The 25,052-nt window shown below is 66.9% G+C and carries 19 protein-coding genes, 1 tRNA gene and 1 pseudogene; 8 read left to right on the forward strand and 13 right to left on the reverse strand.

Annotated features, from left to right (window positions below; all coding sequences use genetic code 11):
- Positions 1-13 precede the first annotated feature (13 nt).
- Positions 14-160 carry a hypothetical protein gene (locus tag JZ792_RS11085; RefSeq protein ID WP_438804326.1) on the forward strand — a complete coding sequence of 49 codons (147 nt, stop codon included), beginning with the start codon at positions 14-16 and terminating at the stop codon, positions 158-160.
- A 442-nt stretch (positions 161-602) separates the two neighbouring features.
- Positions 603-1,892 carry a recombinase family protein gene (locus JZ792_RS11090; RefSeq protein ID WP_216909617.1) on the forward strand — a complete coding sequence of 430 codons (1,290 nt, stop codon included), beginning with the start codon at positions 603-605 and terminating at the stop codon, positions 1,890-1,892.
- A 195-nt stretch (positions 1,893-2,087) separates the two neighbouring features.
- Here the strand turns inward: JZ792_RS11090 and JZ792_RS11095 are convergent, their stop codons facing one another.
- Both JZ792_RS11095 and JZ792_RS11100 read right to left on the reverse strand, forming a co-directional pair.
- On the reverse strand, positions 2,088-2,945 hold the full coding sequence (locus tag JZ792_RS11095; protein ID WP_033247013.1) for a hypothetical protein: 858 nt from the start codon (positions 2,943-2,945) through the stop codon (positions 2,088-2,090).
- On the reverse strand, positions 2,927-4,519 hold the full coding sequence (locus JZ792_RS11100; protein ID WP_216909619.1) for a hypothetical protein: 1,593 nt from the start codon (positions 4,517-4,519) through the stop codon (positions 2,927-2,929). Before JZ792_RS11100 ends, JZ792_RS11095 begins: the two co-directional genes overlap by 19 nt.
- A 178-nt stretch (positions 4,520-4,697) precedes the next feature.
- On the opposite strand from JZ792_RS11100, the gene JZ792_RS11105 reads away from it, so the two are divergent.
- Entirely contained in the window at positions 4,698-5,258 is a 561-nt protein-coding gene (locus tag JZ792_RS11105) for a hypothetical protein (RefSeq protein ID WP_216909621.1), read from the forward strand.
- Positions 5,259-6,631: 1,373 nt separating this feature from the next.
- Here JZ792_RS11105 and JZ792_RS11110 read toward each other — a convergent pair.
- The 3 genes from JZ792_RS11110 to JZ792_RS11120 form a co-directional block, all read right to left on the reverse strand.
- Positions 6,632-7,180, reverse strand: a complete 549-nt coding sequence (locus JZ792_RS11110) for a hypothetical protein (RefSeq protein ID WP_216909623.1) — start codon at positions 7,178-7,180, stop codon at positions 6,632-6,634.
- Between the two features lie 148 nt (positions 7,181-7,328).
- On the reverse strand, positions 7,329-7,520 hold the full coding sequence (locus JZ792_RS11115; protein ID WP_216909625.1) for a hypothetical protein: 192 nt from the start codon (positions 7,518-7,520) through the stop codon (positions 7,329-7,331).
- Positions 7,521-7,823: 303 nt separating this feature from the next.
- Positions 7,824-9,209, reverse strand: coding sequence for a zinc-dependent metalloprotease (locus JZ792_RS11120; protein ID WP_216909627.1), 1,386 nt, complete (start codon positions 9,207-9,209; stop codon positions 7,824-7,826).
- A 161-nt stretch (positions 9,210-9,370) separates the two neighbouring features.
- On the opposite strand from JZ792_RS11120, the gene JZ792_RS11125 reads away from it, so the two are divergent.
- Positions 9,371-10,393, forward strand: a complete 1,023-nt coding sequence (locus JZ792_RS11125) for a YlbL family protein (protein ID WP_216909629.1) — start codon at positions 9,371-9,373, stop codon at positions 10,391-10,393.
- Positions 10,394-10,406: 13 nt separating this feature from the next.
- On the opposite strand, the gene JZ792_RS11130 is transcribed toward JZ792_RS11125, so the two are convergent.
- Positions 10,407-10,985 carry a PPA1309 family protein gene (locus JZ792_RS11130; protein WP_216909631.1) on the reverse strand — a complete coding sequence of 193 codons (579 nt, stop codon included), beginning with the start codon at positions 10,983-10,985 and terminating at the stop codon, positions 10,407-10,409.
- A gap of 242 nt (positions 10,986-11,227) precedes the next feature.
- On the opposite strand from JZ792_RS11130, the gene JZ792_RS11135 reads away from it, so the two are divergent.
- On the forward strand, positions 11,228-14,233 hold the full coding sequence (locus tag JZ792_RS11135; RefSeq protein ID WP_216909633.1) for a UPF0182 family protein: 3,006 nt from the start codon (positions 11,228-11,230) through the stop codon (positions 14,231-14,233).
- A gap of 95 nt (positions 14,234-14,328) precedes the next feature.
- On the opposite strand, the gene JZ792_RS11140 is transcribed toward JZ792_RS11135, so the two are convergent.
- A complete protein-coding gene (locus JZ792_RS11140; RefSeq protein ID WP_216909635.1) occupies positions 14,329-14,862 on the reverse strand; it encodes a transglycosylase family protein in 534 nt (177 codons plus the stop codon).
- A 599-nt stretch (positions 14,863-15,461) separates the two neighbouring features.
- Between JZ792_RS11140 and JZ792_RS11145 the strand changes: the two genes are divergently transcribed.
- Positions 15,462-15,535, forward strand: a tRNA-Met gene (locus JZ792_RS11145).
- A 155-nt stretch (positions 15,536-15,690) separates the two neighbouring features.
- Here the strand turns inward: JZ792_RS11145 and JZ792_RS11150 are convergent.
- Both JZ792_RS11150 and JZ792_RS11155 read right to left on the reverse strand, forming a co-directional pair.
- Positions 15,691-16,350, reverse strand: coding sequence for a response regulator (locus JZ792_RS11150; protein ID WP_216909637.1), 660 nt, complete (start codon positions 16,348-16,350; stop codon positions 15,691-15,693).
- Entirely contained in the window at positions 16,347-17,507 is a 1,161-nt protein-coding gene (locus JZ792_RS11155; RefSeq protein ID WP_308165247.1) for a sensor histidine kinase, read from the reverse strand. The genes JZ792_RS11150 and JZ792_RS11155 overlap by 4 nt, the downstream gene beginning before the upstream one ends.
- Before the next feature lie 264 nt (positions 17,508-17,771).
- Here JZ792_RS11155 and JZ792_RS11160 point away from each other — a divergent pair.
- Positions 17,772-18,590 (forward strand): annotated as a pseudogene (locus JZ792_RS11160) (sterol desaturase family protein); the annotation flags it as partial.
- A 420-nt stretch (positions 18,591-19,010) separates the two neighbouring features.
- Here the strand turns inward: JZ792_RS11160 and JZ792_RS11165 are convergent.
- Positions 19,011-19,985, reverse strand: coding sequence for an SDR family NAD(P)-dependent oxidoreductase (locus tag JZ792_RS11165; protein WP_216909639.1), 975 nt, complete (start codon positions 19,983-19,985; stop codon positions 19,011-19,013).
- An 87-nt stretch (positions 19,986-20,072) separates the two neighbouring features.
- On the opposite strand from JZ792_RS11165, the gene JZ792_RS11170 reads away from it, so the two are divergent.
- On the forward strand, positions 20,073-21,422 hold the full coding sequence (locus JZ792_RS11170) for a TIGR01777 family oxidoreductase (protein ID WP_216909641.1): 1,350 nt from the start codon (positions 20,073-20,075) through the stop codon (positions 21,420-21,422).
- Here the strand turns inward: JZ792_RS11170 and JZ792_RS11175 are convergent.
- From JZ792_RS11175 to JZ792_RS11185, 3 genes are read right to left on the reverse strand one after another with little or no spacing between them, the layout of a single operon-like run.
- Positions 21,398-22,696, reverse strand: coding sequence for a class I SAM-dependent methyltransferase (locus JZ792_RS11175; RefSeq protein WP_308165249.1), 1,299 nt, complete (start codon positions 22,694-22,696; stop codon positions 21,398-21,400). The two genes, JZ792_RS11170 and JZ792_RS11175, sit on opposite strands and share 25 nt — an antisense overlap.
- Positions 22,693-23,415 carry a DUF1365 domain-containing protein gene (locus JZ792_RS11180; protein WP_216909643.1) on the reverse strand — a complete coding sequence of 241 codons (723 nt, stop codon included), beginning with the start codon at positions 23,413-23,415 and terminating at the stop codon, positions 22,693-22,695. The genes JZ792_RS11175 and JZ792_RS11180 overlap by 4 nt, the downstream gene beginning before the upstream one ends.
- Entirely contained in the window at positions 23,412-24,728 is a 1,317-nt protein-coding gene (locus JZ792_RS11185; RefSeq protein ID WP_216909646.1) for an NAD(P)/FAD-dependent oxidoreductase, read from the reverse strand. The genes JZ792_RS11180 and JZ792_RS11185 overlap by 4 nt, the downstream gene beginning before the upstream one ends.
- Positions 24,729-25,052: the final 324 nt, after the last annotated feature.

The following is a 25,052-nucleotide window of genomic DNA, read 5'->3' on the forward strand; positions in this document are numbered from 1 at the left end:
CCACTGGACCAGCCTGCTCGAGGCCCGGGTGGTGATCGGAGATTTCAAGACCGACCACAACCGGCGGCACCGGCATTCGGCGCTGGGCTACCGGACACCGGCCGAGTACGCTGCGGCCTGCACCCACACCCACCACCCGGTGGGATGCGGAACCAACTGAACACCGCACCAATATCACCTGACTCTATTCCCGGGTGGTCGCGTTATCGGGGACTGCTCACTCCCCTTCGGTCATGCGCGGAAAGTAACCGACGTAATCCCGATGCAGCGGGTCGTTAGTAATGGGCGAGTAGTAACCAAGCTTGAACCGAACAGCCATACAGGCCACTCCTCGTGTAGATCCAGTGCGGTCTCTAAAGTGTTCCATCAGTTCAAATCAGATTGCAAACGATGAATCGCAACAGCTAAAACCGGGTGCGTGCTGTTACGGTTGATTCGGCGAGAACCGGATTTGGGAGCAGGTTCGACCCGAACGACGGTTGTCGGAAAACGTTCGTTTGCCGACAACCTGATGTGAGCGGGAGAAACCCCAGGACGTGAGTGTCGGAAACCCGTGCCGGAAAACAATGTCGGCAAACCCGATTTCGGCTATTTTCGACACCATGTTGATCGGCTACGGGCGGGTGTCGACCGCCGACCAGAACCCTGCCCACCAGATCGACGCCTTGCGCCGCGCCGGCGTCGAACCCGCCGATGTCCATATCGATACTGCCAGTGGCGCCAAAGCTTCGCGACCGAAACTCGATCTCGTGCTCACCCTGGCGCGCCGCGGCGACACCATCGTCATCACCCGCCTCGACCGCCTCGGCCGGTCGGTGCTGCACCTGATCACCCTCGGCGCACAGCTGCGCGAGCGCGGGATCGGGTTGAAGGTCGTCGAGCAGGGCATCGACACCGACACCGCCGAAGGCCGCGCCATGTTCGGCATGCTCAGCGTGCTGGCGGAGTTGCAGCGGGAACTGATCCTCGCCAACACCCGCGACGGTCTCGAAGCCGCCCGCGCACGCGGCCGCACAGGCGGCCGGCGTCCGAAACTCACCGCCCACCAGGTCGAACAGGCCCAGCGGCTCTACGACGAGGGCCGCCACACGGTCCAGCAGATCGCCGACATCCTCGGCGTCAAACGCGGAACCCTCTACGGCCACCTCGACAAAACCCGTATCGGTACCCGGCCCCACTCCGGCCCCGCAACCAAAACACCAGCTGCTGCTGCGGTGGCGGTGAGCCCCGCAGGGCAGACCGCCGATGTTGTGCCGGTCCTCGATGACGCTGCGGCCTCGGTGTCGGTGATCTCCGAGCGGGAAACCCGAAGGGCCATCGGCGATCCGGACGACCTGTTCGATATCGCCCCGGCCGATCCCGAACCGGCGCCGGCCCACCCGAAACGTGCTGCCGTCACGGCCGTCGACAACGACGACGATGAACGGTACGAAACCAGCGACACCGCATCCGGTCTCGTTCGCGGGCGGCCGAATCTGGCGTGGCGGCTCAAGCAGACCGCGCACCGCAACCTGCCCGAGGCTCCGGCGGTGTGCCCGAACCCGATGTGCGGCTATACCAGCAGCGACACCTCCGAGCGGGGGCGGATGCTCGAAGACATCCAGGTCGTCTGGCTCGAACCGGCCGACGACGGTGGGTTGGTCGAGCGGCGCCACTGCCAGCGGTGCCGTCCTCGCGACGTGCCGGTCACCGACATCGAATGCGCGGCCTGCGACTGCGGCGGCCCCCTGCTGACCGGGCCCTACGCCACCGAACTCCTCGACACCGGGGAACTACCGATGCTGGTACGCCGATGGCTCGCGGTCCGCCGGTGGCGAAGCACCGCCGCCGGGGTGGTCTGCCCGGATCACCCCGGCCCCGAAGTGACCTACGCCGTAGATGTCGGTAGATGATCGGAGACCGGCTCGAACAGCCCGGGTTTGATCAGGTTCGACTCCATGTCCTTCCTCTCCTCCCAGCTGACCGATGGCGTGGAGGTGGGTGGCCGGTTTGGCGATGACCGCCGGCCGCGGCACATAGTGCGGGTCGAGGCCAACGCCGCCGAGCTACTGCGCCAGGCACACGAGCACCGTCGGTGAGTGTCACGGTCACGCTGCCGTCGAGGAATCGGGGCGCGGTGGTGGCTCCGTCGATGCCGGGCGGGCGGCGAGGCCGAGCGCGAACATCACGTCGGGATGTACCTCCAGCTCATTCACACCGGTACCGCGGTGGGTGGGGCCAGTGCGGTGGATCGCGATGCGCTGTCGGGCCAGCATGCCGGTGGGGTCGACGGTGTAGGCGTTGGTGGATTCCTCGTGCAGGCCGATGGAATCCGGGAAGGGTTCCAGGACTTTGTTGCGGACGAGTTTGACCAGCTCGACCGCCTCGTGCGGGCCCAGGGGCACCCGGCGCACGCGCTGGTCGGTGAAGGCCGCGCGCAGGTCGTCGGGCAACACTGCGGTGCGGATGAGCACGGTGAGCCGGTCGTCGGTGGCCACAACCCGCAACGCGGTCGGTTCGAGCTGGCGGGCGAGAACGGTCAGCGCCTGATCGAGGCGCCGCCGGGACCAGCCGCTGCGAGCCAGGAAATCCGCGATGCCGAGCCCGTCATGGATCACCAGCAGCGCCAGCACGCACCCCGCGTCATCGGCTTCACCGCAACCGCTGTCGGGCGGGAGCCGAACATTGGTTGGGTCGCCGTCGATGACCAGGTCGTCCAGCGGCATGTCCAGTATCCGGCGCAGCCGGTCGAGAACGGTCAGGCTCACCCCGCGCTGATCGCGGTCTTCTTCGAGTGTGTCGAGTCGGACTCCGAGGGCGGTGTCGAGTTCTTTCGCGGTCAGTCCCAGGTGCGCGGCCTTGCTGCGGATGGCGTCGTAGTGCAGCCGTGGCCCGCTTGCCGGAACACGGTGCTGGCCAGGTGCAGTCGGTGACCGGTCCGGGCGGGTCACTGCGGGTTCACCCATGGCTGCGGCCAACGGGTCTTCACGGTCCAGTCGGTCTCGCGGTGCAGGCTCGGCCCGACCCACCAGCCTTGAATTGTGATGTGCCAGTGGCGGTCGGCCGGCGCCGGTGGCGGCAGCGCGGTCCCACATGCCGCCGCGGTTCCGTTCAGATGCCGCGCCGCCGCGCCGACACCGGCGCTGAGCAGAGCACGATCCGGTGCGCCACCGCGCAGCTGGAGAAAGGTGCGGGCCGCGACCAGCAGCGCCCGGGCCGGCTCGGGGACGGCGAAAGCATGGCGTGTGCGGGCGCTGTCACCCCACTTCCGTGGTGCGCTATCCGTACCCAGGGCAAGTAGTGCGCCGTCATCGGACAGGGCACCGGTCGGGATCTGGGACAGATAGGCGGCCGGAAACCCGGTGAACAAGGCGGTTGCCAGTGCGGCAGCATGGACCGGGCTGGCAGTGCCCGACCGAATGCGGGCGATGACCGATTGCGTGACCGGGGCGCCGGTGAGCCCGGGACCGGCGGCGGTGAACAGGTCGCGGGGTAATTCGATCAGCAGTCCGTGCAGTAGGCATCCGGCTTGGGCTCCGCGCAGTAGCGTGATGGTGTGGCGGCGGGTGGGGCTGTCGCTCACCAGTTCGGTGAGAAATCGCTGCAATTCGAAGGTGTCGTCGAACCGTTGCGGTAGTCTCACCCGCTCTCGTCGGCGGCCCACGCACAGCAGCCCAGCGGCCAGTGTGCGCAGGTCATGAGCGGAGTAGCCGTTGACCAGCAGCTGTGTACCCAGCTTGGTTTCGTTCGCGGACAATCCGATGGGCAGCAGCGACCGCAGATACTCCGCCGGTTCCTCGTCCGCGGTGATCGGCCCGGGATCGGGCATCGCGTGCATCCACCGGCACGCGGCAGCCATCCCGGTCGTATAGACCGCATCCACGCGGGCGAACTCCGCGGCCGCCAGACTCCGATACGCCTCGGCCCGGAATCCTGTGACCTCACCATCAGGAATCGGCGGGAGCTCGGTCGGCGAATCCGGCGCCGCCCGCGCAGGCTTGGTGCGGCTCGTGGAACCGATCACTTCACCGACGTCTCTGATCACCTGATGCGCGGTCCCGGCCGGCAACCGCCGGACCAGCCGATACGGACCCTCACCGTGAATGACCAGCACCAGCCGGATTCCCGCGTAGAGTCGCAGATCGACCAGGCGCTCCAGGCCCGCCGCCGAGAGCCGGTGCGCGCGCGGCACGATCACCTGATCGATATGCAGCGCGGTGACCCAGGCTTTGACCGCCTGCCACGACGGAATCACTCCGGAAACCCGCTCCTGCGACGGCCGCTGCACCGCACACCCCAGCGCTGCCAGCAGATCATGGGCCAGCGGCGCGGCACCGGTGGTGGCCGGGGTCGGATGCACCGTGATCCGGCCCGCCACCGGGTCACTGAACTCCAGCAGGACCCGGGTCACTGCGGCATCGTCGTCGTGGTCGGACACGATCATCACCGGCGGCACCAGCCGGTCGGCCGTATATCCCACCGGAGGGTCGTCCCAATCGTCGACCGGCACACCCGCGTCCGCATCCGAGGCGCCGGTCATCCGGTGCGTCCGCTGAGCTTGGTGAACACCCAACCGAGCACATCATGGTCGACGGTGTCACGCTCCAGCCGCTGCAACGCCCGGTCCGCATGCCGATCTGCCCACCGAGATCCAGAATCTTTCCGGTACTGCGCCCGGCGTGCACAGACGTTACCGAGACTGGGTCGGGGAACGACTGGTGGCGGAGACATTGCTGGACGTCATGCGCTTCTTCGATCGCTGCGACCCGTCACTGACGCGCCGTTCCGAATCGGGAGACCTCCAGGGCTTTCCGCTCATCGACTTGGGGGCTCGGGATTATGACTGTCGCCACCCGTACTGGCTGCGGGAAAAAGAGCTCAGCGAGCAGTTGCTGGATCGCTTCATGACCATGGCGCCGACCGGGCTCGGCCGTCGTATTCACCGGGTGGTACCCCACGCTGGTACAGCCTTGCTCGTGGGTGTCACAGAACTGGGCCACTACGGAATGTCGTTCATCGAGTCGGCCGAGCAGATAGCCCGCGATATCGTGGGCGGGTACGTCTACACCGCAGTGACAAAGGACGGCGACATCGTTGTGACACACCGCGACGGCGTGCTGATGCTGGGGGGCAACGCACTTGCCGAGGTTGAGCTGACCGCAGGCCGCGATCAAGAGGCACTAGCGCAAGACGGCACCGACGATCACATCGGCGCCTGCTGGGAGGCACAGATGTCCGACGCATTCTGGTACCGCGAGCATCGACGCCCGGGTCCCTGAGCATGTCACCAGCGATGCCTCGCACACCGAGCGTTCGCCGCGTCGAGCGTATGAATCGAGTCGTGTTCGAGCAGTGCGGCTCCCGCCCATCTCGGGAGTGGAGTGGGCATCGGCATCATTCCCACCGGCAACAGGCCGCCCTTCCGGCAGGGGCAGCTTAGCGGCGAATTATTGCCCTACCGAGAGGCGGGCTTTTCCGCGAGCCATTCAGTTACTGCGTGCAGCAGGGGGGTCTCGCGTAGGCGGTGTGGAGTTCGATTCAGCGGTCTGTGTTGGTGGTGGCCTCGCGGTGATGACAGGTGATGACGCCGTCATCACCTGGATGGGATCCTGACGCGTTCTGCCTGGTAATGACGATGTCATCAGTTCGGTGGTAGATTCTGTAGCGAAATGTAACGACGTGTCGTGAAATAGCTGTTGATCAGCAGCGATGCAACAAGGCCAGCTTGCTGACCTGGGCGTTTAGGAGAAACTTTCCGGGGGTTCGATTCCCCTGAACCTCGCAACGATTGATTCGTTTTGCAATACTCGGCTTGCGCAGTCGTCAGTTTTGGCTGATTGGTTATCTAGGTTACATCGTGGAGATCGTGCGTAGGTTCGAACGCAAGCGATCTTGCTGGGCGCACTAGTCACCTACTATCTAGACCGTAAGAGTGGCTGTCCGTCAGCCGATCCGGTTCATGCAAGATATGGGCGGCATTGACCGGAATTGAGTGAAGCGCGTGTGTACCGCGCCGAACTCAAGTAGGAAGCTCAGCGGCCGTTGGGGTCCATCCGCACTGGTGAACCTTGCTCGCGCACAAATTCGTCCAGTGAAACTGGACCGGGCTGGACAGTTCGCCAGCCACGCTGTACCAAGCCGACGTCCGCCAGTCGAGTCAGCGCGCGGTAGCCAGCGGTACTACCGATCCCGATCGTCGCGAATATGTCGATCGGAGTGGTCATCCCGTGATCTACCACCTGCTGATGTACCAGTCGGCAGGAACGACCGAGGATTCGCCACGCATCGTGCACTGACGTGATCGATTCGGGGGCGGAGGGCGGATTCGTGGCGAAATCATCAAGGCTGACGGGTCCTACTTCTACGTACCCCGGCGCCCTGTTGATTAGACCGGCAGCGGCAAGCTTTGCCAGGGCTTCGTAGCCCCGACTACTCGTCAGACCCGCTGCCGCGATGGCAACGAGAGGGACGTTGAACCGATTCTCGGCGACTTGCGTGTAGACGGCTTTGCATCGTGGTCCCAGAACCTTCCATGCCGCGTGCTGCTCAGACGCGGGTGAACGCATCGGACGTCCTTGCGTGAAGAAGCGGGGGAGAGCCAGTTCGGCCGAAATATGGAGCGATGAAGCGCGTTTGTGCTGTTCACCGCTGCTTACGGACTGTTGCCTTTGCCGTCGCGAATCCTTACTTGCAGATGCGGTATGCGATGCAGCACCAGCTCGCTCACCAGGTGCGGATCGGCGACCACATCGTCGGCGAGGATGACCAGATCAGCTCGCCACGCCGCGCTCGCCGCGTCCGGTACCGCTCCCCGTGAGCGCGCCGGACGGATCGCCAGGCGGCGCAGGCCCGTGTTCAGGGCGTCGGAGAGCGGACCCAGTCCGTGTAGCCGCACCGATCTGACCTGCCGTTCGCGGGTTCGCGGGTGCACGAGCAGTCCGGCCTCATCGATTTCGGTGAGCAGCGCCACCGCGCGATCGGCGGCGATGCCGTTCTCCCCGGCCTGCCAGATGATCTGCGGGCGCGTCTGCAAGCCGTCCAGTAGTCGGATGAAGGCGAGTACCGTCGCGGTGTCGAGACCGGGCGGGTCGATCAGCAGAGCTTTTTCCGGATCCCAGCCCAACTGCACCACCCCCGACGGGCGGACGAGGACCGTCACCCGCGGATTCAGCATCGGTCCCCGCACAGGATTCGTTGTCATGCCGGAAGTATGCGGGTGCCCGGGTAGCGCGAAGGGGGTGAATCCTGGGGTTATCCACAGGAATTCGCGTTGTTCACAGGGCAATTCTCGGACGAGCGATTGTCCAGGTCGGTGTCCGCGATCCACACCGGCGATCCGACCGCGGCGACTACTCCTGGTAGAGCCGCTGGCACGGCAGCGGGCGCATTTCCCGGGTCACGCGATTGTCGACGCGCACCGCGCGGGCGGGCAGCAGTCTGCGCATCTCCGCGACGAAGGCGGCCGCCGCGGATTCCTCGGCCCGATAGTGCATCGTGGGTAGCCCCTCGATACCGGACTCGACAGCTATGTGGCGTTCCATCACTTCGACCTCTGACCGTCGTACGGGGTCCGTCGAGCCGGGCCGGTCGGGCATCGGTCGTCTCCGAGCGCCGTGGCTGAACGTGTCAGCGAGAGGTTCGGCATCACGCCTCCACATCGTCTGGTAGCTGGCTGGCTCTTACTTGTTCGCTACTGACGGTAACACGGTTACCAAACTCATGGGTAGCTTAAGCCTCGACAACCTGAAATGGACCACTGACCAGCACTTGGATCGAAATCCCGACTCGAAGCCGATCGAGCGGACTCCATGTGACGTGGTTGCCTGTTGGTTAGCTGGATTCGGTCACTCGCCGTCGTCGTCCTTCTTCTCGCGTGCCGCCCGCTCGGCGGCCTCGCGCGCCTCGGTCGCCGCCAACTGCGCCATCGGATCGTCGAAAGCGGTTGTGCCGCCGCCGATCACCGAATCGATGAAACCCGCGGGCGAATCGAGGTCGTCGGAGTTGGGCAGCAGGTCGGGATGTGCCCACACGCCGTCGCGGGCTTCCATTCCGGCGTCGGTGCTCAGACGCCGCCACAGCGCGGCGGCCTCACGCAATTTGCGTGGACGCAGTTCGAGACCGACGAGGGTGGCGAAGGTCTGTTCGGCGGGGCCGCCGGTGGCGCGGCGACGGCGCAGGGTTTCGGCGAGCGCGCCCGCGCCGGGCAGGCGTTCGCCGACGGCCTCGGTGACCACCACCTGCACCCAGCCCTCGATCAGTGCCAGCAGGGTCTCCAGCCGTTCGAGTGCCTGCTTCTGCTCTGGGGTGGTCTGCGGCTCGAAGGTGCCCTTGGACAGCAGTTCCTCGAGTTTCGACGGGTCGCCGAGCGTCATCGGGTCGATGCCCTGGGCCGCTTCCTCCAGCGCGGAGAAATCCATCTTGATTCCGCGCGCGTAGTCCTCCACCGCGCCGAGCACCTGCTGGCGCAGCCACGGCACATGCTGGAACAAGCGCTGGTGGGCGGCCTCACGGGCGGCCAGGAACACCATGATCTCGCTCTCCGGCTGTTCCAGGCCCGCGCTGAACTCGGAGATCGCGGCGGGCAGCAGCGCGGCGGTGCTGCTAGGACCGAGCGGCAGGCCGATATCGGTCGAGGTCAACACCTCTTTGGCGAGTTGGCCGAGCGCCTGGCCGAGTTGCGAACCGAAGGCGAGTCCGCCCATCTGGCCAAGCATCCCGACCATCGGTGCCGCGAATTCGCGTGCCTCCTCCGGCAACTGCGAGGTCCACATACCCGAGATCTGTTCGGCGACCGGATCGCACAGCCGTTTCCAGGTCGGCAGCGTCTCCTCGATCCAGTCGTTGGGCGTCCAGGCGACAGTTCGACCCGCGCCGGCGGGCAGGGTGGTCGCACCGTCGAGCCAGAGTTCGGCCAGGTGCGCGGCGTCCGCGATCGCCTTGGCCGTGGTCTCCGAGACGGGAGCCACCGACGAACCGAGCTGCTGGCGGGCCAATCTCTTGGCGACGTCGTAATTGACCGGACCGGCCTGCGCCGACCCCGGCTGGCCCATCCCGCTGAGCATCTGTCCCAGCTGGGTCAGCATTTGTCCCAGCTGCGACGGATCGAACCCGCCCGCACCACCCGTCGCGAACCCGAACGGGTTGTTCGGATCGGCACCGCTCGGCTCCTCGCCACGCTTGCGCGCGTCGTCGTCATCGCGGTTCGAGAATCCGAATGGGAGGTCAGTCATACAGCTAACGTTACGCGGGCGACAGGCACGAACAAGGGATGGTGGCGTGGCTCGCGCCGGTGTGAGCGCGATGTTCGCGAGGGGCGAACGGGCGGACGCGCGGAGGCCGGAAAATCTGCCTGGGCGGCCTGTACGCGCGGCCGATCACTATGGTGGGCCTGGTGAATCGTCGGATCATGACCCTGGTGGCCGCCCTCGTCCCGGTGCTGATACTCGGTGTGATCGGCACCGTGGTCACCGTGCCGTATGTCGCGCTCGGTCCAGGACCCACCTTCAACACACTCGGCGAGGTCGACGGCAAACAGGTCGTCGATGTGCAGGGCGCGGCCGTCGATCCGACGACGGGTCACCTCAATATGACGACGGTCTCGGTGCGCGACGGCCTGAACCTGTTCGAGGCCTTCGGGTTCTGGGCCAGCGGCCAGCACGGACTGGTGCCGCGCGCCGAGGTCTATCCGCCCGGGGTGCCGCGCGAGGAGATCGACAAGTCCAACCAGCAGGATTTCAAGGATTCCGAGGGCAACGCCGAGGTCGCCGCCCTGCATTTCCTGAATCTGCCGACGGTGGTGCTCATCCGCAAGGTCGGTGACGGACCGGCCGCGGGTGTACTCGAACCGGGTGACGAACTGATCAGCATCAACGGCGCGCCGATCGCCGCGCCCAAGGATGTGGTGACGGCGGTCTCGTCGCAGCCGCCGGGCAGTGAACTCACCGTGGCGTTCCGTCGCGGCGCGGGGGAGCAGACCGCCGAGATCGTGCTCGCCGCGCGCCCGGACGATCCGGCCAAGGGCTACCTGGGCGTCACCCCCGGCGAGGGCGCGCGCCCGCCGATGGAGGTCACCTTCAACCTCGCCGATATCGGCGGTCCGTCGGCGGGGCTCATGTTCAGCCTCGCGCTGATCGACAAACTCAGCCCGGGGGAACTGGACGGCGGCAAATTCGTGGCCGGTACCGGAACCATCGATCAGGACGGCAAGGTCGGGCCGATCGGCGGCATCCAGTACAAGATGATGGCCGCGCGCGAGGTCGGCGCGGAGACGTTCCTGGTCCCCGCCGCGAACTGCAACGAGGCCAGGCAGCGAACGCCGGAGGGATTGCGGCTGGTCAAGGTCGAGAATCTGGACGGCGCGGTGAAATCCCTCGACGACATCAGCGCGGGCCGCGAGACCGTGAGCTGCGGCTGAGGAACCCGGGCCGTCAGTCGAAGGTGTTGTGCAGCGCCTCGACCAGGTTGGGCGCGAGGTTGGGATAGGTGAGCAGGTCGAGGTCGGCGAATTCCTCGTCGTCCTCGGGACGCAGTTGCAGCAGGCACAGCGACGCGCCCTCGCGCAGTACCGCCGCGAGCAGTCGCGCCTCCCTGCGTTCGGGATGTGATTCGGCCGCCGCGCGGGCCGCGGCGTCGGCGGCGTCGTGATCGGCGAGCAGCGGGGCGAGCGCGTCGTCGAGGGTGCTCTCGGCGTCCGGTGGCAGCACGACGATCTCCTGGACCAGCACACAGCCCTGCACCGCGGGCGGCCATGTCGTGGTCGCGAGGAATTCGTCCAACGCCATCGATCCGCCCGTGATGTCCTCGGGGAACGCTTCCTGAGCGATCGGGGTGAGTTCGTTGCCCTGATCGAGCTGATCGATCAGACCGGGTTCGGCGGCGACCAGATCGGTCGTCGGTACCAGCGCGAACATCTGCGGGGGGTTGCCCCAGCCTTCGGCGTCGGCGAATTCCGCCACCTCACGGACGGAGCGGGCGAGGACGAGTTCGGCGTGCAGGTCAGCGGTCACGCAAACATCCTCGCATCACCTCGGGACCGGCCGTGGCGGGACTCGGTGACTCGGCCGCCCGCCGCCCCGATGACGCGCGCGGAATCGTATTTCCGATGCTGAACAAGGTCACCGAGCCCATTCGATGTCCGTTTCCGTAGAGTGGGCGCCAGATGGTCCGAACAGGATCACCCGCATCAATCGGACTGCGGTGCATCGCCCGGCAACGGAGCGGACGCCGCCGGACCTTGGAGAGTGGCATCGTGGGCATGCGGCCCCCCACCGGCTTACCTTCGTTGTCCCGCCGCAGCCGAGTGCTGCTCGTGGCAGCCGTCGTCATCGCGGCATTGCTGCTGCTGGGACCGCGGCTGACCGACGCCTATACCAATTGGTTGTGGTTCGGCGAGGTCGGCTTTCGAAATGTCTATCTGACGGTCGTGCGCAGTCGCGTCATCCTGTTCGCGGCGGTGGCGATCTTCGTCGGCCTCGTGGTGTGGCTGGCGTTGCTGCTCGCCTACCGGACCCGGCCGGTCTTCATCCCGGTCGCCGGGCCGAACGATCCGATCGCCCGCTACCGGACCACCGTCATGAGCAGGCTGCGCCTGTTCGGCATCGGTATCCCGGTGGTCATCGGCGTGCTGTCCGGCCTGGTCGCGCAGTCGAACTGGGTCGTACTGCAACTGTTCCTCAACGGCGGGGATTTCGGCCAGCAGGATCCGCAGTTCCACCTCGACGTCGGCTTCTACGCCTTCGACCTGCCGTTCTACCGCATGGTGCTGAACTGGCTGTTCGTTTCGATCGTCATCGCGTTCTTCGCGAATCTGGTCACCCACTACATCTTCGGCGGACTGCGCCTGAGCGGTCGCGAGGGCACGCTGACCCGGCCAGCGCGCATCCAGCTCGCGGTGCTCGCCGGGACGTTCGTGCTGCTCAAGGCGGTCGCCTACTGGTTCGACCGCTACGACCTGCTGATGAGCAGCCGCAAGGAGCCGACCTTCACCGGTGGTTCGTTCACCGATATCAACGCGGTGCTCCCGGGCAAGCTGATCCTGCTGTCCATCGCGGTCATCTGCGCCATCGCGTTCTTCGCGGGCATCGTGCTGCGTGATCTGCGGGTGCCCGCCATGGCGGCGGCGCTGCTGGTGCTCTCCTCGATCCTGGTCGGCGCGGTGTATCCGCTGATCGTCGAACAGTTCTCGGTGCGCCCGAACGCCGCGGACAAGGAAAGCGACTACATCGAGCGCAATATCGCCGCGACCAGGCAGGCGTACGGGATCACCGACGACAAGATCGAATACAAGGACTACCGGGGCGAGAGCCGCAAATCCCCGCTGGAGATCCCGGTCGACGCGGCCACCATCGGCAACGCCAGGCTGCTCGACCCGAATATCCTGTCGCCGACGTTCACCCAGTTGCAGCAGCTGAAGAACTTCTACGGCTTCCCCGAGTCGCTCGACATCGACCGCTACACCCTCAACGGCGACGTGCAGGATTTCATCGTCGCGGCGCGCGAACTGCATCCCGCGGCGTTGAGCGGCAACCAGACCGACTGGATCAACAAGCACACCGTCTACACCCACGGCAACGGTTTCGTCGCCGCGCCCGCCAACCGCGTCAACAAGCCGCAGTCGGAAGATCCGAACGCGACCGGCGGCAGCAGTGACAGCGGCTACCCGATCTTCATGGTCAGCGATCTGTCGACCGCCGCGGACCGGCAGCGGATCAAGGTCGAACAGCCGCGCGTCTACTACGGCGAGCTGATCTCGCAGTCGAATCCCGACTACGCGATCGTCGGCGCCGTCGACGGCCAGAACCCCCGCGAGTACGACTCCGACACCGCGTCCTACACCTACGAGGGTGCGGGCGGCGTCTCGATCGGCAACTGGTTCAACCGGCTCGCCTTCGCCGCGAAGTACGCCGAGCGCAACATTCTGTTCTCCTCGGCCATCGGTGACGATTCCAAGATCATCTTCAATCGCAGCCCGAAGGAGCGCGTGGAGAAGGTGGCGCCGTGGCTGACCACCGACGGCAATGCCTACCCCGCAGTGGTCAGCGGGCGGATCGTCTGGATCGTGGACGCCTACACCACGCTGGACAACTACCCGTACGCGCAGACCACCTCGCTCGACAACACCGTCGAGGACAGCATCGACAAGAAGACCGGCAGGCTGCTGCCGCGCAAGGAAGTCAGCTACATCCGCAACTCGGTCAAGGCCACGGTCGACGCCTACGACGGCACGGTGACCCTCTACGAGACCGATTCCTCCGATCCGGTGTTGCAGGCGTGGCGCGGGGTGTTCCCCGGAGCGGTCAAGCCCGAAAGCGACATCTCGCCCGAGTTGCGCGCGCACTTCCGGTATCCGGAGGATCTGTTCAAGGTCCAGCGCGAGATGTTGACGAAGTACCACGTGGACAACCCGCGCGAGTTCTTCACCAACAACGCGTTCTGGTCGGTGCCCGCCGATCCCACCGTCGAGGCCCAGGGCGGCGGCACGTTCAACCAGCCGCCGTACTACGTGCTGCTCGGCGACGCCGCGACGAACAAACCGGTGTTCAACCTGACCAGCGCGATGGTCGGCTACAACCGGCAGTTCCTCTCCGCGTACATCTCGGTGCGGTCCGACCCCGACGGGTACGGCAAGTTCACGATTCTGCAATTGCCGACCGACACCCAGACCCAGGGGCCACAGCAGACGCAGAACAGTATGACGACCGCGGATCAGGTGTCCCGCGAGAAAACCCTGCTGTCCAATTCCAACAAGATCAAATACGGCAATCTGCTGACCCTGCCGATCGCCGACGGCGGCATCCTCTATGTGGAGCCGTTCTACAACGAACGCAATACCGGCCCGACCACGTCCACCTTCCCGCAGTTGCTTCGCGTGCTCGTCAGCTATCGCGACGAGGCGGGCAGTGTGAAGGTCGGCTATGCTGCGACACTCGCCGAGGCGCTGAACCAGTTGCTCCCCGGTGCGGGGGCGTTGGCGACTCCGTTCGGCGGCGATCCGGCGACCAGGCCGAAACCGGGGACCGTGCCGCAGGTCACCGAACCCACCCAGCCGCCACAGTCGGGCGGTACCCCGCCGACGGCCGGTACCGTCACTCCGCCGACCGGTTCGTCACCGGCGAAGGACGCGGCGGCGGCCGAGCTGAACAGGAAACTGGAGGCGGTGCGCACCGCGATGCGCACCGGTAACTTCCAGGACTTCGGTAAGGCGCTCGACGAGCTGGAGGCCGCGGTCAAGGCCTACCAGGAGGCCGGTCGCTGATCCGGAGGATCCTCTAGGAGACACAGAACGGCGCCGCTATCTCCCAGTGATAGCGGCGCCGTTCTGTAGACGCTGTGTCGCTGACGGGGTCGGCGTCAGCGGCCCAGCGAGTCGATGAGCGCGCTGTTCTGCTCGAGGACGTCCTGGTACTGCGATTCGAGGCCGTACTGCTTCGCCAGGTCGGCGCCGGCGCTCTTGGCCTGGTCGACGGCGGAGACCGCGCTGCTCGGGAGTTCGGCGGGCAGTTCGGACAGGATCTCCGGTTCGGGCTCCGGGGTGGGCTCCGCGGTGCGCAGGTACTGTCCGCAGACCGGCCAGGCGCCGACGCCCTGCGTGGCGAGCACGTTCTCCGCGACGCGGATCTGCTCTTCCTTGCTGGCGCCGTGGGCCGAGCCCTGTCCACCGTTGGCCGACCACGTGCTCGGCGAGAACTGCAGGCCGCCGTAGTAGCCGTTACCGGTGTTGATCCCCCAGTTGCCGCCGCTCTCGCACTGCGCGACGCCGTCCCAGTTGTGGGCGGGCGCGGCCGATGCGGTCGCGGTGGAGAGTGCGAACGGGACGGCAACAAGGGCGCCGGTGACGGCTGCGAAGCCGAGGGCGCGCGCGCTGAACTTCCGGTTCTCAGACATATGATTTTCCCTCCCTGTACACACCGACTCGGCGTGGATTTCGCCGGTCCCTGTCCCCAGGAAGTCGGGGTTCTCGCACCACGGGACAGGGTTTCCGGTGGTCGACGGTGCGAGCTGGAGCCCATCCGCGGATTGCCTCCGGGCCTGATTCGACGGTAACGAAGAAAACTCGGCAGATCACATCTTGATAACTCACGCATTGTCTGAAGCGAATAGCGAGTATATGTGTATTCATGCAGGTGGGAAACGCCCTGGGAAGCGTTTTCTGTAGTGCAGTTATAGAGCCGTGATGTGACCGAGATTACCATGAAATAGTGTTCCGGGTCACGTTTCGGTATCGCTCCCGGGGTGTAAGCGCGTCGGTATCCCGATGGGTGGGAATTTGAAACATCATTCCGTCGAATCATGTGCATCGCTGGGGCAGTCGTCGGGTGCCGGGTGCGTCACGTCACGGTGGGCCCTCGATGTGCAACGCGCCTCATATCGGGCCCGATCCGCCGCCTACAGCAGACTTTCGGTGGCGCTGACCTCGTCCGATGACATGCGACGGCGGTGATTTGCCTTCTGTGCGCCGACGTGTGTAATGTTGTGTTTACCGACGCGGGGTGGAGCAGCTCGGTAGCTCGCTGGGCTCATAACCCAGAGGTCGCAGGTTCAAATCCTGTCCCCGCTACAGAGGCTCAGGCCCGAGAGATTACGATCTCCCGGGCCTGAGCCATTTCTTCGTCTACACAACTCGTCGGATCGACGGTCTCGCATAATTCCGGGATCGGCGCGGGGGTCACGCGCGGATCGCCGGGTGCATCTTCCCGAGTGCATGACCGGCGGTCACCCTCCCGGCGTCACCAGTCCGTGTGTATGCGCGTACACGACGGCGTGAATCCGGTCGCGCACACCGAGTTTCGCCAGCACGCGGGAGACGTGCGTTTTGACCGTTTCCTCACCGACGCATAATTCGGCTGCGATTTCGGCGTTGCTGCGCGCGTCGGCGAGCAGCAGGAGGACCTGGCGTTCGCGGGCGGTCAGATGATCGACTTCGGGCGGGATCCGCGGGGGTGTCAGGGTGCCCGCGAAATTCGCGATGAGACGGCGGGTCATCGACGGGTCGATGAGGGCGTCGCCGCGGGCGGCGATACGGATGGCGGCCACCAGTTCCTCCGGTGGCAGGCTCTTCAACAGGAATCCGCTGGCACCGGCGCGCAGCGCGCGGTAGAGGTTGGCGTCGCTGTCGTAGGTGGTGAGAACCAGTACCCGGGTGCCGCCCGCGGCCACGATCGACTCGGTGGCGGCGAGGCCGTCCAGTTTGGGCATCCGCACATCCAGGATCGCGACATCCGGGTGCAGGCGGGCCGTTTCGGCGATGGCGCTGCGCCCGTCGCCGACCTCGGCCACGCATTCCAGATCCGCTTGGCTGTCGACCACGGCCCGCAGCCCGGACCGGAACATGCTGTGGTCGTCCGCGATCAGGACGCGCAGGGGGCTGGTCACGATTCTCCGATCGGTATCTCGACGTCGACGTGCCATTCGCGTCCGGTGGAATCGAGACCGTATCGCACCGTCCCGCCGAACAATTCGGCGCGGCGGCGAATACCGCCGAGACCTCGCGGTACCTCCGGCGACGAGACGGTCACGGCGGGAACGGGATTCGACGCGGCGATGGTCACTCGATCCCGCCGGTAGCCGATCACCAGACGCGCGTGACCGGGATCGCCGTGCCGCAGGGCGTTGGTGAGGATCTCCTGCACGATGCGGTAAAGGGTCAGGTCGAGGGAATCGGGCAGCGTCACGGGCGTGCCGTCGACGACGACCTCGACCTCGAGCCCGGCCGCCCCGACGTGATCGATCAGCCCGTCGATATCGGACAGGCCCGGCTGACGTTGGCTGTCGTCCTCGCGGCCGTGCAGCATGTCCAACTGCCTGCGCAGATCGACCATCGCCGCGCGACTGCTCGATTCGACCGCGCTCAGCGAGCGGGTCGCGGCGGTGTCGCCCGCGTCGGCCAGCGCGAGCCGCGCCGCACCCGCGTGGATCCCGATGGCGCTGACGTGGTGGGAGATGACGTCGTGCAGATCGCGGGCGATGGCGGCGCGTTCATCGGCGACGGCCCGCGCCAGCGCGGTGCGCTGTTCCTGCTCACGCAGGCTCGCCTGCTGTTCCAGATCGGCGATATAGGCGCCACGAGCCGCCGTGTAGCGCCCGACCAGCCACGGAACCACGCCGACGCTGACCGTGGTGGCGATCAGCAGTCGCCAATCGCCCGCGGTGGCGCTTCCGACCAGCAGATGCCCGGTGACGAAACCCGCGCACAGGATCGCGACGGTGAGAAACGAGCGAAGGCCGGTCAGCCACGCACCCGCGCGGTACCCGGCCACCAGATAGCCGACGTCGGCGAAACGCACGGTGAGTCCGTGCCGCATCATCAGCACCGACTCCGCCAGTCGGACCACGACCTGCGCGACGGCGACCACCGCGGCGGTGCGCGGGGGAGCGGCGAGGGCCAGATCGGCCGCCACGATGCCCGCCATGACCGCCAGGGTCTGCCACGGAGCTGTCGAGAACACCCCGCACAGCGCCAGAATCGTGGTGTCGACCACCGCCGCGGTGATCGCGACCACGAGGGATTGCCTGGCCAGCGATCTGGTCACGTCGAACAGTTCGCCACCACCTTTCGCACCGTCGGGCCGCCGCCGAGCCTACCCAGCGCGGCGCGCGCCACCGCGGACCCGCCGATGCCACCGTGTCCGTTGGGCGGCGCGGGCGCATCCCCCGCGTGGGGGATCGCGAATCCCCCGGCGGCGCGATGTATTGCCAGGTCAGCGGCCATAGTGTGAGAGGCGAACCCATTGGAGGGAGACCCCGTGAATAGTTCCCAGCTGTTCATCTACGCCGTACCCGCGTTCGCCGTGCTCATGCTCGTGGAGTGGATCGCCTACCGCCGTGATCCCGACCGCGCCGCCAACGGACAGTCCGGGCGTGACACGGCGTCCAATATCGCCACGTACACCATCGGCCGCGTGCTGCGGCCGCTGGCGCAGAATCTGGTGCCGTTCTCGGCGGTGATCGTCGTCGCCGCGCTGACGCCGCTGCACCTGTCACCGCAGCACTGGTGGGTGTGGGTGCTCGGATTCGTCGTCACCGACTTCTGCTACTACTGGGCCCATCGGGCCGACCATCGGATCCGGCTGATGTGGACCGCGCACAGCGTCCACCACTCCAGCCAGTACTTCAACCTCTCCACCGCGATCAGGTTGTCGTGGGTGCATCCGGTCGCCTCGACCATGCGCGGATTCGCGTGGGTGCCCGCCGCGCTGATCGGCCTGCCGCCGTGGATGATCTTCCTGCTCCAGGCCATCGGCCTGCTGTACCAGTTCCCGATCCACACCCAGCGCGTCGACACCCTGCCGCGCCCGATCGAATTCCTGTTCAACACCCCCGCCCACCACCGGATCCACCACGCCTCGAACCAGCCGTACATCGACAAGAACTACGGCGGCATCTTCATCGTCTGGGATCGCCTGTTCGGCAGCTTCGCCGAGAAGTCCGAGCCGATCCGCTACGGACTCACCAAGAACATCGAGACCGACAATCCGCTGAAGGTGAACTACCACGAGCTCGCCGCGATGATTCGCGATGTGCGCCATGCGAATTCGTGGCGGGGCAGGTTCGGGTACGTCTTCGGTCCGCCCGGATGGAGCGAGCGGACACCGGTTCCCTCCGAAACCGTTTCCGACGCCACGGCCACACTGTCGGCGGACGCGGACGCCACGCGCCAGTTGGTCGACGCCGTCGGCGCGCATCGGTCGGCGGACGTCATGAATACGTATCGGTCGGTGGAGGCCACGGCAGGGCGCCAGTCGGTGGACGCCGTCGGCGCGGACCGGGTGGGGGCCGTGAACGCGTACCGGTCGGTGCAGGCTACGGCAGAGCGCCAGTTGGTGGACGCCACGACCGCACCCCGGTCGGTGGAGACCACGACCGCACCCCGGTCGGCGGACGCTGCGACAGCAGCATGGTCCGTCCCGACGACGAAGCGGGGTGGCGCCGCGTCGGAACGACAGTCGGCGGAGGGCCCCAAGTCCCGACAGTCGGCCGCACCGCAACCGGTGCCCTGACAACCACGAACCACCGTGCGGCCGTGTGTGATCCGATCAGTACAGGGTCACCCCGGCCGCACGGTTGCAGTCCAGCCACAGTCGCCAGACCTCCCCGGAGGAATAGCGGGTGCGGCGCAGTCGGTGTTCGGGACGTTGCCGTCGGTCGTGCCAGAAATGTCCGGACGGCGGCGGCGGTTGCGTCGCGGCCAGCCAGACGGCGGTATCGGCGCCCTCTGCGGGAGTTCGCAGCAGCGGTCCGACGAGACGATGGAAGCCTGGCAGCGCGTCGGTGATGCCGGGGGTGTCGACCCAGCCCGGATGCATGGAGTGCGCCGAAATTCCCTGCGGCGCATATCGTTCGGCGATGATCGGGGTGAACGCCACCTGCATGCGTTTGGTCCGCGCGTACGCCGTCGCGCCGCGATATCCGCCGCGCAGGTATTCGGGATCGTCGACGGCCAGCGGCTGGGTGTACATCCCGCCCGACGACACGAAGATCACCCGGCCCGCCCCGGTGGCGGCGAGCAGCGGCGCGAGCCGGTCGGTAAGGCGCAGCGGCCCGAGTATGTGGGTGGCCAGACTCAGTTCGTGTCCGTCGGACGATTCGGTGCGTTTCGGCGGCAGCACGCCCGCGTTGTGGATCAGCACGTTCAGCCTGGTCAGTTGGTCGGCGAGCCGGTCCGCGCAGGCGGTGACCGAATCCGGATCGGCGATATCGCATTCGGTGACGAGTACGTCGGCGCCCGGACGCGCGGCCAGTATCCGGTCGCGTGCCCGTTCGCCGCGTTCCCGGTTGCGTACCGCCAGCACCACCGACGCGTCGAGTGCGGCCAGCGCGTCCGCGATCGCCAGGCCGATACCGGAATTGGATCCCGTCACCAGTGCCGTCGCGCCGCGCAGCGCGTGCGGCGCCGGATCGGCGGGCCAGTGTTTGCGGCGTAGCGCGATGCCGAGGCGGGTGAAGCCGGGAACGATGGTCCGGTCGAGGAGGGTGTCCAGTCGAGGCGTGGCACCGGGTGCATCGGTCATCGGCCCATTCTTCTAGAGATTCCGGCGAATCGCGACGGAACGATGCATGAACGTTGCGCGAGAGTGAATCGTGGTTAGAGTCGGGGGATGGGCATCGAGTGTTCGAGTGTCGTCGCCGCACCCCGATCCGAGGTGTTCGCGTGGTATTCCCGCCCCGGTGCGTTCGCCCGGCTCGCGCCGCCGTGGCAGCCGGTGACCCCGGTCGCCGAGGCGGATTCGTTGCGTGACGGCCGCGCGGTCCTCGGTCTGCCCGGTGGACTGCGCTGGGTGGCGCGCCACGATCCGGCCGAATACGACCCGCCGCACCGGTTCGTCGACGATCTGGTCGTCGACGGACTCGCTTCGATGCCCGCCGGATTGCTGTTGCGCTGGCGGCACACCCACGAATTCGAGGTCGTCGACGAGGCGGGTACCCGCGTGGTGGATCGGGTGGACTCCCCGGTTCCCGCCTTCGCGTTGCGTCCGATGTTCGACTACCGCTATCGGCAGTTGGCCGACGATCTGGCCGCGCACGGTCGGGCGTCCGCGCACGGCTACGCGCCCTCGACGATCGCCGTCACCGGGAGTTCGGGTCTGATCGGGTCGGCGTTGACCGCGTTCCTGACCACCGGCGGACACCGGGTGTTGCGCCTGGTCAGGCATCAGCCGGTCGGTGCGGACGAAAGGCAGTGGCACCCCGACGATCCCGCGCCGGATCTGCTCGACGGCGTCGACGCGGTCGTCCATCTGGCGGGCGCGTCGATCGCCGGACGTTTCACCGCGGGCCACAAGCGCGCGATGACCGAGAGCAGGATCGGTCCGACCCGCAGGCTCGCCGAACGCGCGGCCGCCACCGGGATCGGCGCGTTCGTCTGCGCCTCGGCCATCGGCTACTACGGATACGACCGCGGCGACGAGGTGCTGGACGAGAACGCGACGCGCGGTGACGGTTTCCTCGCCGATCTCGTCTCCGACTGGGAGGCGGCCACACTCGTCGCGGCCGAAGCCGGAGTGCGGGTGGCCCGGATTCGCACCGGTATCGTGCAATCGCCGCGCGGTGGCACGCTGAAACTGTTGCGCCCGCTGTTCACGACCGGGCTCGGCGGCCGGATCGGTGACGGCAGCCAATGGCTGTCCTGGATCGGGATCGACGATCTCGTCGATGTGTACCATCGCGCGCTGTGGGACAGCGATCTCGTCGGACCGGTGAACGCCGTTGCCCCGCAACCGGTTCGGAATACCGATTACACCAAGACATTGGCCGGGGTGCTGAATCGGCCCGCGTTATTGCCCGTTCCGGAATTCGGTCCGGGACTGCTGCTCGGTGCGCAGGGGTCCAAGGAATTGGCCGCGGCGAGCCAGCGTGTCGCCCCGGCGCGACTGTTACGCGCCGGGCACACGTTCCGCCGACCCGAACTGGAATCGACGCTGCGTCACCTGCTCGGCCGGACCGGCTGATCCGCTCTGGTCAGCAGGAACTGACGCACATCGAGGTAGCCGCACCGGAATCCGGCCTCGGAATAGGCCAGGTACAGCCGCCACATCTCGATGAAGACCGGATCGAACCCGAGCGCGGCCACTTCCTCGAGTCGCGCCTCGAAGCGCTGACGCCACAACCGGAGGGTATGGGCGTAGTGCGGCCCCATCGAGAAGTCGTCGCGGACGACGAGTGAGCTGTCGCTGCGCACGGTTCGCTCGATCAAGCGGGTCGATGGCAGGAAACCTCCGGGAAAGATGTATTTGTGCACCCAGGTGTAGGTGTCGCGGGTGGCGAGCATCCGCTCGTGCGGCATGGTGATGGATTGCACGACCACGCGCCCGTCGTCCGCCAGGACACCGTCGATGGTCGCGAAGAACGTCCCGAGATATTCGTAGCCGACGGCCTCGATCATCTCGACCGACACCACCGCGTCGTAGGTGCCCTCCACCTTGCGGTAGTCGAGCAGATCGACGCGCACCCGGTCGCCGAGTCCGGCCGCGGCGATCCGGTCCACGGCGAGCGCGCGCTGTTCGGTGGACAGCGTCACCGACCGCACCACCGCGCCCCTCGCGGCCGCGCGCAGGGCCAATTCGCCCCAGCCGGTGCCGATTTCGAGAACGCGGGTACCCGGCCCGACCCGTGCGGCGTCCAACATCCGATCGATCTTGGCGTGCTGGGCCGCGGCGAGATCCTCCCAGCGCGGCGGCGGGGAGAGCTGTCCGAACAGCGCGCTGGAATAGGTGAGCGTCTGGTCGAGGAAGAGCGCGAAGAACTCGTTGGACAGGTCGTAGTGCCTGGCGATGTTGTCCCTGGTGTTGTCCGGGCTGTTGCGTTCGTCCGCGGGATGGGTGGCGACATACAGTCGGCGCAACCGTTGCAGGGACGCGGGGATCAGCGTCTCGATGCGGGCGGCGAAGACCTCGAGGGTCGCCGCGAGATCGGGTGCCGACCAGTCACCGGCCATATACGACTCGCCGAAACCGATCAGCCCGCCCGCCCCGATGCGGGCGAAGAAGTCACGCGGGCGGCGCAGGATCATTCGCGGATCGTCGCGATCGCCGTCGCCGTACCTCGTGCCGTCGGGCAGTTCGACCAGTACCGGCAGGTCGCGGACCGCGCGCCGGAACAGGTATTCGGCCACCGGCGCCGCGACGGCGGTTCGGATGCCCGTGGGGACTGTGTCGACGTCGGGCCACGCCGCTCTGCTCGGGGTGGGACGGGTGCCGGGTTCGGCGTGGAATTCGATACTCACCGCAGCGGCTCCTGGGGCGAAACGGAGGGTCGGGCGACGACGGGCAGGCGGCGGGCCCACAGGCGCACGCCCTGCCAGCGGATACGCGCCGAGACCAGTAGTGGAGCGAGGGGTACGGCAATGATCGCGCGCAGAATCGTCGGGAGGGTGGCCGTTCGGCAACGACCTGTCATCGAAGCGGCGAAGATCGGCGCTCCGTATTCGAGCACGATGGATACCCGCAGCTCGTCGTCCGGTTCGGGGACTCGCATCCGGTATTCGCCGCTGACCTCGTTGAACGGTGACACGTAGAACTGCTTCTCGGTGCGCGCCCGCCCGTTCTCGTCGGGGCGGAGCAGATAGCGGTGCCTGCCGCCGTAGGTGTTGTGCACCTCGGCGATCACGCAGACCGGGGTGTCGGTCTCGTCGCGGCACCAGTACAGCGTGAGCGGATTGAAGACATGCCCGAGGACACGGGCATTGGCGAGCATCAGCACCCGGCCGCCACGCAGGCCGATGCCGTGTTCGGCCAGGTAATCGTCGACATTGCGGCGCAGCGACAGGCCGGGATCGCCGAGATGGTCGGCGGCGCGGAAATCGGCGAACGGACGCAGCCACCCGGGCAGCCTCGGCATATCGTCGAGATCGACCAGCCAGCTGTAGCTGCGATATCGGAACTCGTGGCGCAGCGGGGCCATTCGCGCGTGATGGATACGGGTACGGACGATTCGCGCGTTCATGACGCGTGCACGACCCGTGGCTCGTCCGCCCATCGAGAGCCGAGCCGTCGCGCCGCGCGCAGACCGGACGCCGCCCCGTCCTCGTGAAAACCCCAGCCGTGATAGGCGCCCGCGAATGCCACGCGATCGTCGCCGATCTCGCCGAGCCTGCGCTGCGCGGCGACCGAATCCGGTGTGTAGATCGGATGCTCGTAGACCATTCGATCCAGAATCCGCTCCGCCGCGACCCGGTCGCCGTCGCCGAGGGTGACGAGGAAACGGCGGTCGTCGGTGCGGTCGAGGCGCTGCAATCGGGTCAGGTCGTAGCTGACGAGCACCCGGTCGGCGCGGGTATCGCACGCGGGTAGCCGATAGTTCCACGAGGCGCGGGCCCGCGTGGCCTTCGGGAGTACGGATTCGTCGGTGTGCAGGACGGTGTGGTTCACCGAATACGGCATCGCCGACAGGATCGAGCGTTCGGCGTCGGTGGGTTCGGCGAGTAGGGCAAGGGCCTGGTCGGGGTGGGTAGCGACCACGACGGCGTCGAAACGCGCGACCGCGTCGGCGTCGTCCCGTACGGCGACGCCGTCGGCGGTCCGGTGCACCGCGCGCACGGGGGTGGCCACGCGCACGGCGTCCAATCGCTCGGCGACCGCGCCGACGTAATTCGCGGACCCGCCGACCACGGTGCGCCAGGTCGGCGAGCCGAATACCGTCAGCATGCCGTGATGGTGCAGGAAGGTGAACAGGTACCTGGCCGGGTAGCGCAGCGCGGTGGTCGGATCACACGACCACACCGCCGATACCAGCGGCGTCACGAAATGCGTGACGAAGTAGTCGGAAAACGCCGCCGCCCTGACGAATTCGCCCAACGTCCGGCCCTCGGACCCGGCATTGTCGAGTTCCGCGCGGGCGAGGCGGTGGAAACGCGGTACTTCGGTGAGCAGTCGCAGGTAGCGTCCGCGGGTCACCGATCGCGGTGTGGCGAACAGTCCGGCGAGACCGCGGGCTCCCGCGTACTCGAGTCCGCAGCCGTCACATCGCACCGACATGCTCATATCGGATTCCTGTGTCGCGACGCCGAGTTCGTCGAACAGGCGCAGCAGCGTCGGGTACGTGCGGTCGTTGTGGACGATGAAACCGGTGTCGACGCCGATCGACGCGCCCGTCGTCGCGGTGATGCGGTGGGTGTCGGCGTGTCCGCCGAGCCTGGCCTGCGCCTCGTACAGGGTGACCTCCGACGAATGGGCCAGGGCCAACGCCGCGGTCAGTCCGGACACTCCGCCGCCGATGACGGCGACGTGCCGGGTGCGGTCCTGCGTGCGGTCGACCATAACTCTCCTTCGGACTCACTGTGCATCAATTATGCATCGTTTCGCGTGAGTGAGCCACTCGTGCCGGGAGGTATTCGCCGTGCGCGCCGTGTCGGATCGGTCGATTCGGGTTCCGACCGGGGTGAATCCGAACACCGAGAGTTTCGGGGTATGTGATCCGAGGGCCGTTTCGGCCGGGAGCGACGGGTCGGGATGGACCGCACTATCGTCGGCGCCGACATCCCCTGTCCGCGGCCCATGTCGATGAACGCGGGATCGACCCGCTGATAGCCGAGGATCGTATTCCGCGGGAGACCGTCGCACGGTCTCGGCAACACGTTCGGG

The organism is Nocardia noduli (assembly GCF_019038455.1).
Lineage (GTDB): Bacteria > Actinomycetota > Actinomycetes > Mycobacteriales > Mycobacteriaceae > Nocardia > Nocardia noduli.

Excerpts from the sequence above, each read along its gene's own strand:
- JZ792_RS11100 (WP_216909619.1), bottom strand. The coding sequence starts at position 4,519 with ATGACCGGCGCCTCGGATGCGGACGCGGGTGTGCCGGTCGACGATTGG.
- JZ792_RS11090 (WP_216909617.1), top strand. The coding sequence starts at position 603 with ATGTTGATCGGCTACGGGCGGGTGTCGACCGCCGACCAGAACCCTGCC.
- JZ792_RS11165 (WP_216909639.1), bottom strand. The coding sequence starts at position 19,985 with ATGACCGATGCACCCGGTGCCACGCCTCGACTGGACACCCTCCTCGAC.
- JZ792_RS11115 (WP_216909625.1), bottom strand. The coding sequence starts at position 7,520 with ATGGAACGCCACATAGCTGTCGAGTCCGGTATCGAGGGGCTACCCACG.
- JZ792_RS11095 (WP_033247013.1), bottom strand. The coding sequence starts at position 2,945 with ATGGGTGAACCCGCAGTGACCCGCCCGGACCGGTCACCGACTGCACCT.
- JZ792_RS11185 (WP_216909646.1), bottom strand. The coding sequence starts at position 24,728 with ATGGTCGACCGCACGCAGGACCGCACCCGGCACGTCGCCGTCATCGGC.
- JZ792_RS11120 (WP_216909627.1), bottom strand. The coding sequence starts at position 9,209 with ATGACTGACCTCCCATTCGGATTCTCGAACCGCGATGACGACGACGCG.
- JZ792_RS11110 (WP_216909623.1), bottom strand. The coding sequence starts at position 7,180 with ATGACAACGAATCCTGTGCGGGGACCGATGCTGAATCCGCGGGTGACG.
- JZ792_RS11180 (WP_216909643.1), bottom strand. The coding sequence starts at position 23,415 with ATGAACGCGCGAATCGTCCGTACCCGTATCCATCACGCGCGAATGGCC.
- JZ792_RS11140 (WP_216909635.1), bottom strand. The coding sequence starts at position 14,862 with ATGTCTGAGAACCGGAAGTTCAGCGCGCGCGCCCTCGGCTTCGCAGCC.
- JZ792_RS11170 (WP_216909641.1), top strand. The coding sequence starts at position 20,073 with ATGGGCATCGAGTGTTCGAGTGTCGTCGCCGCACCCCGATCCGAGGTG.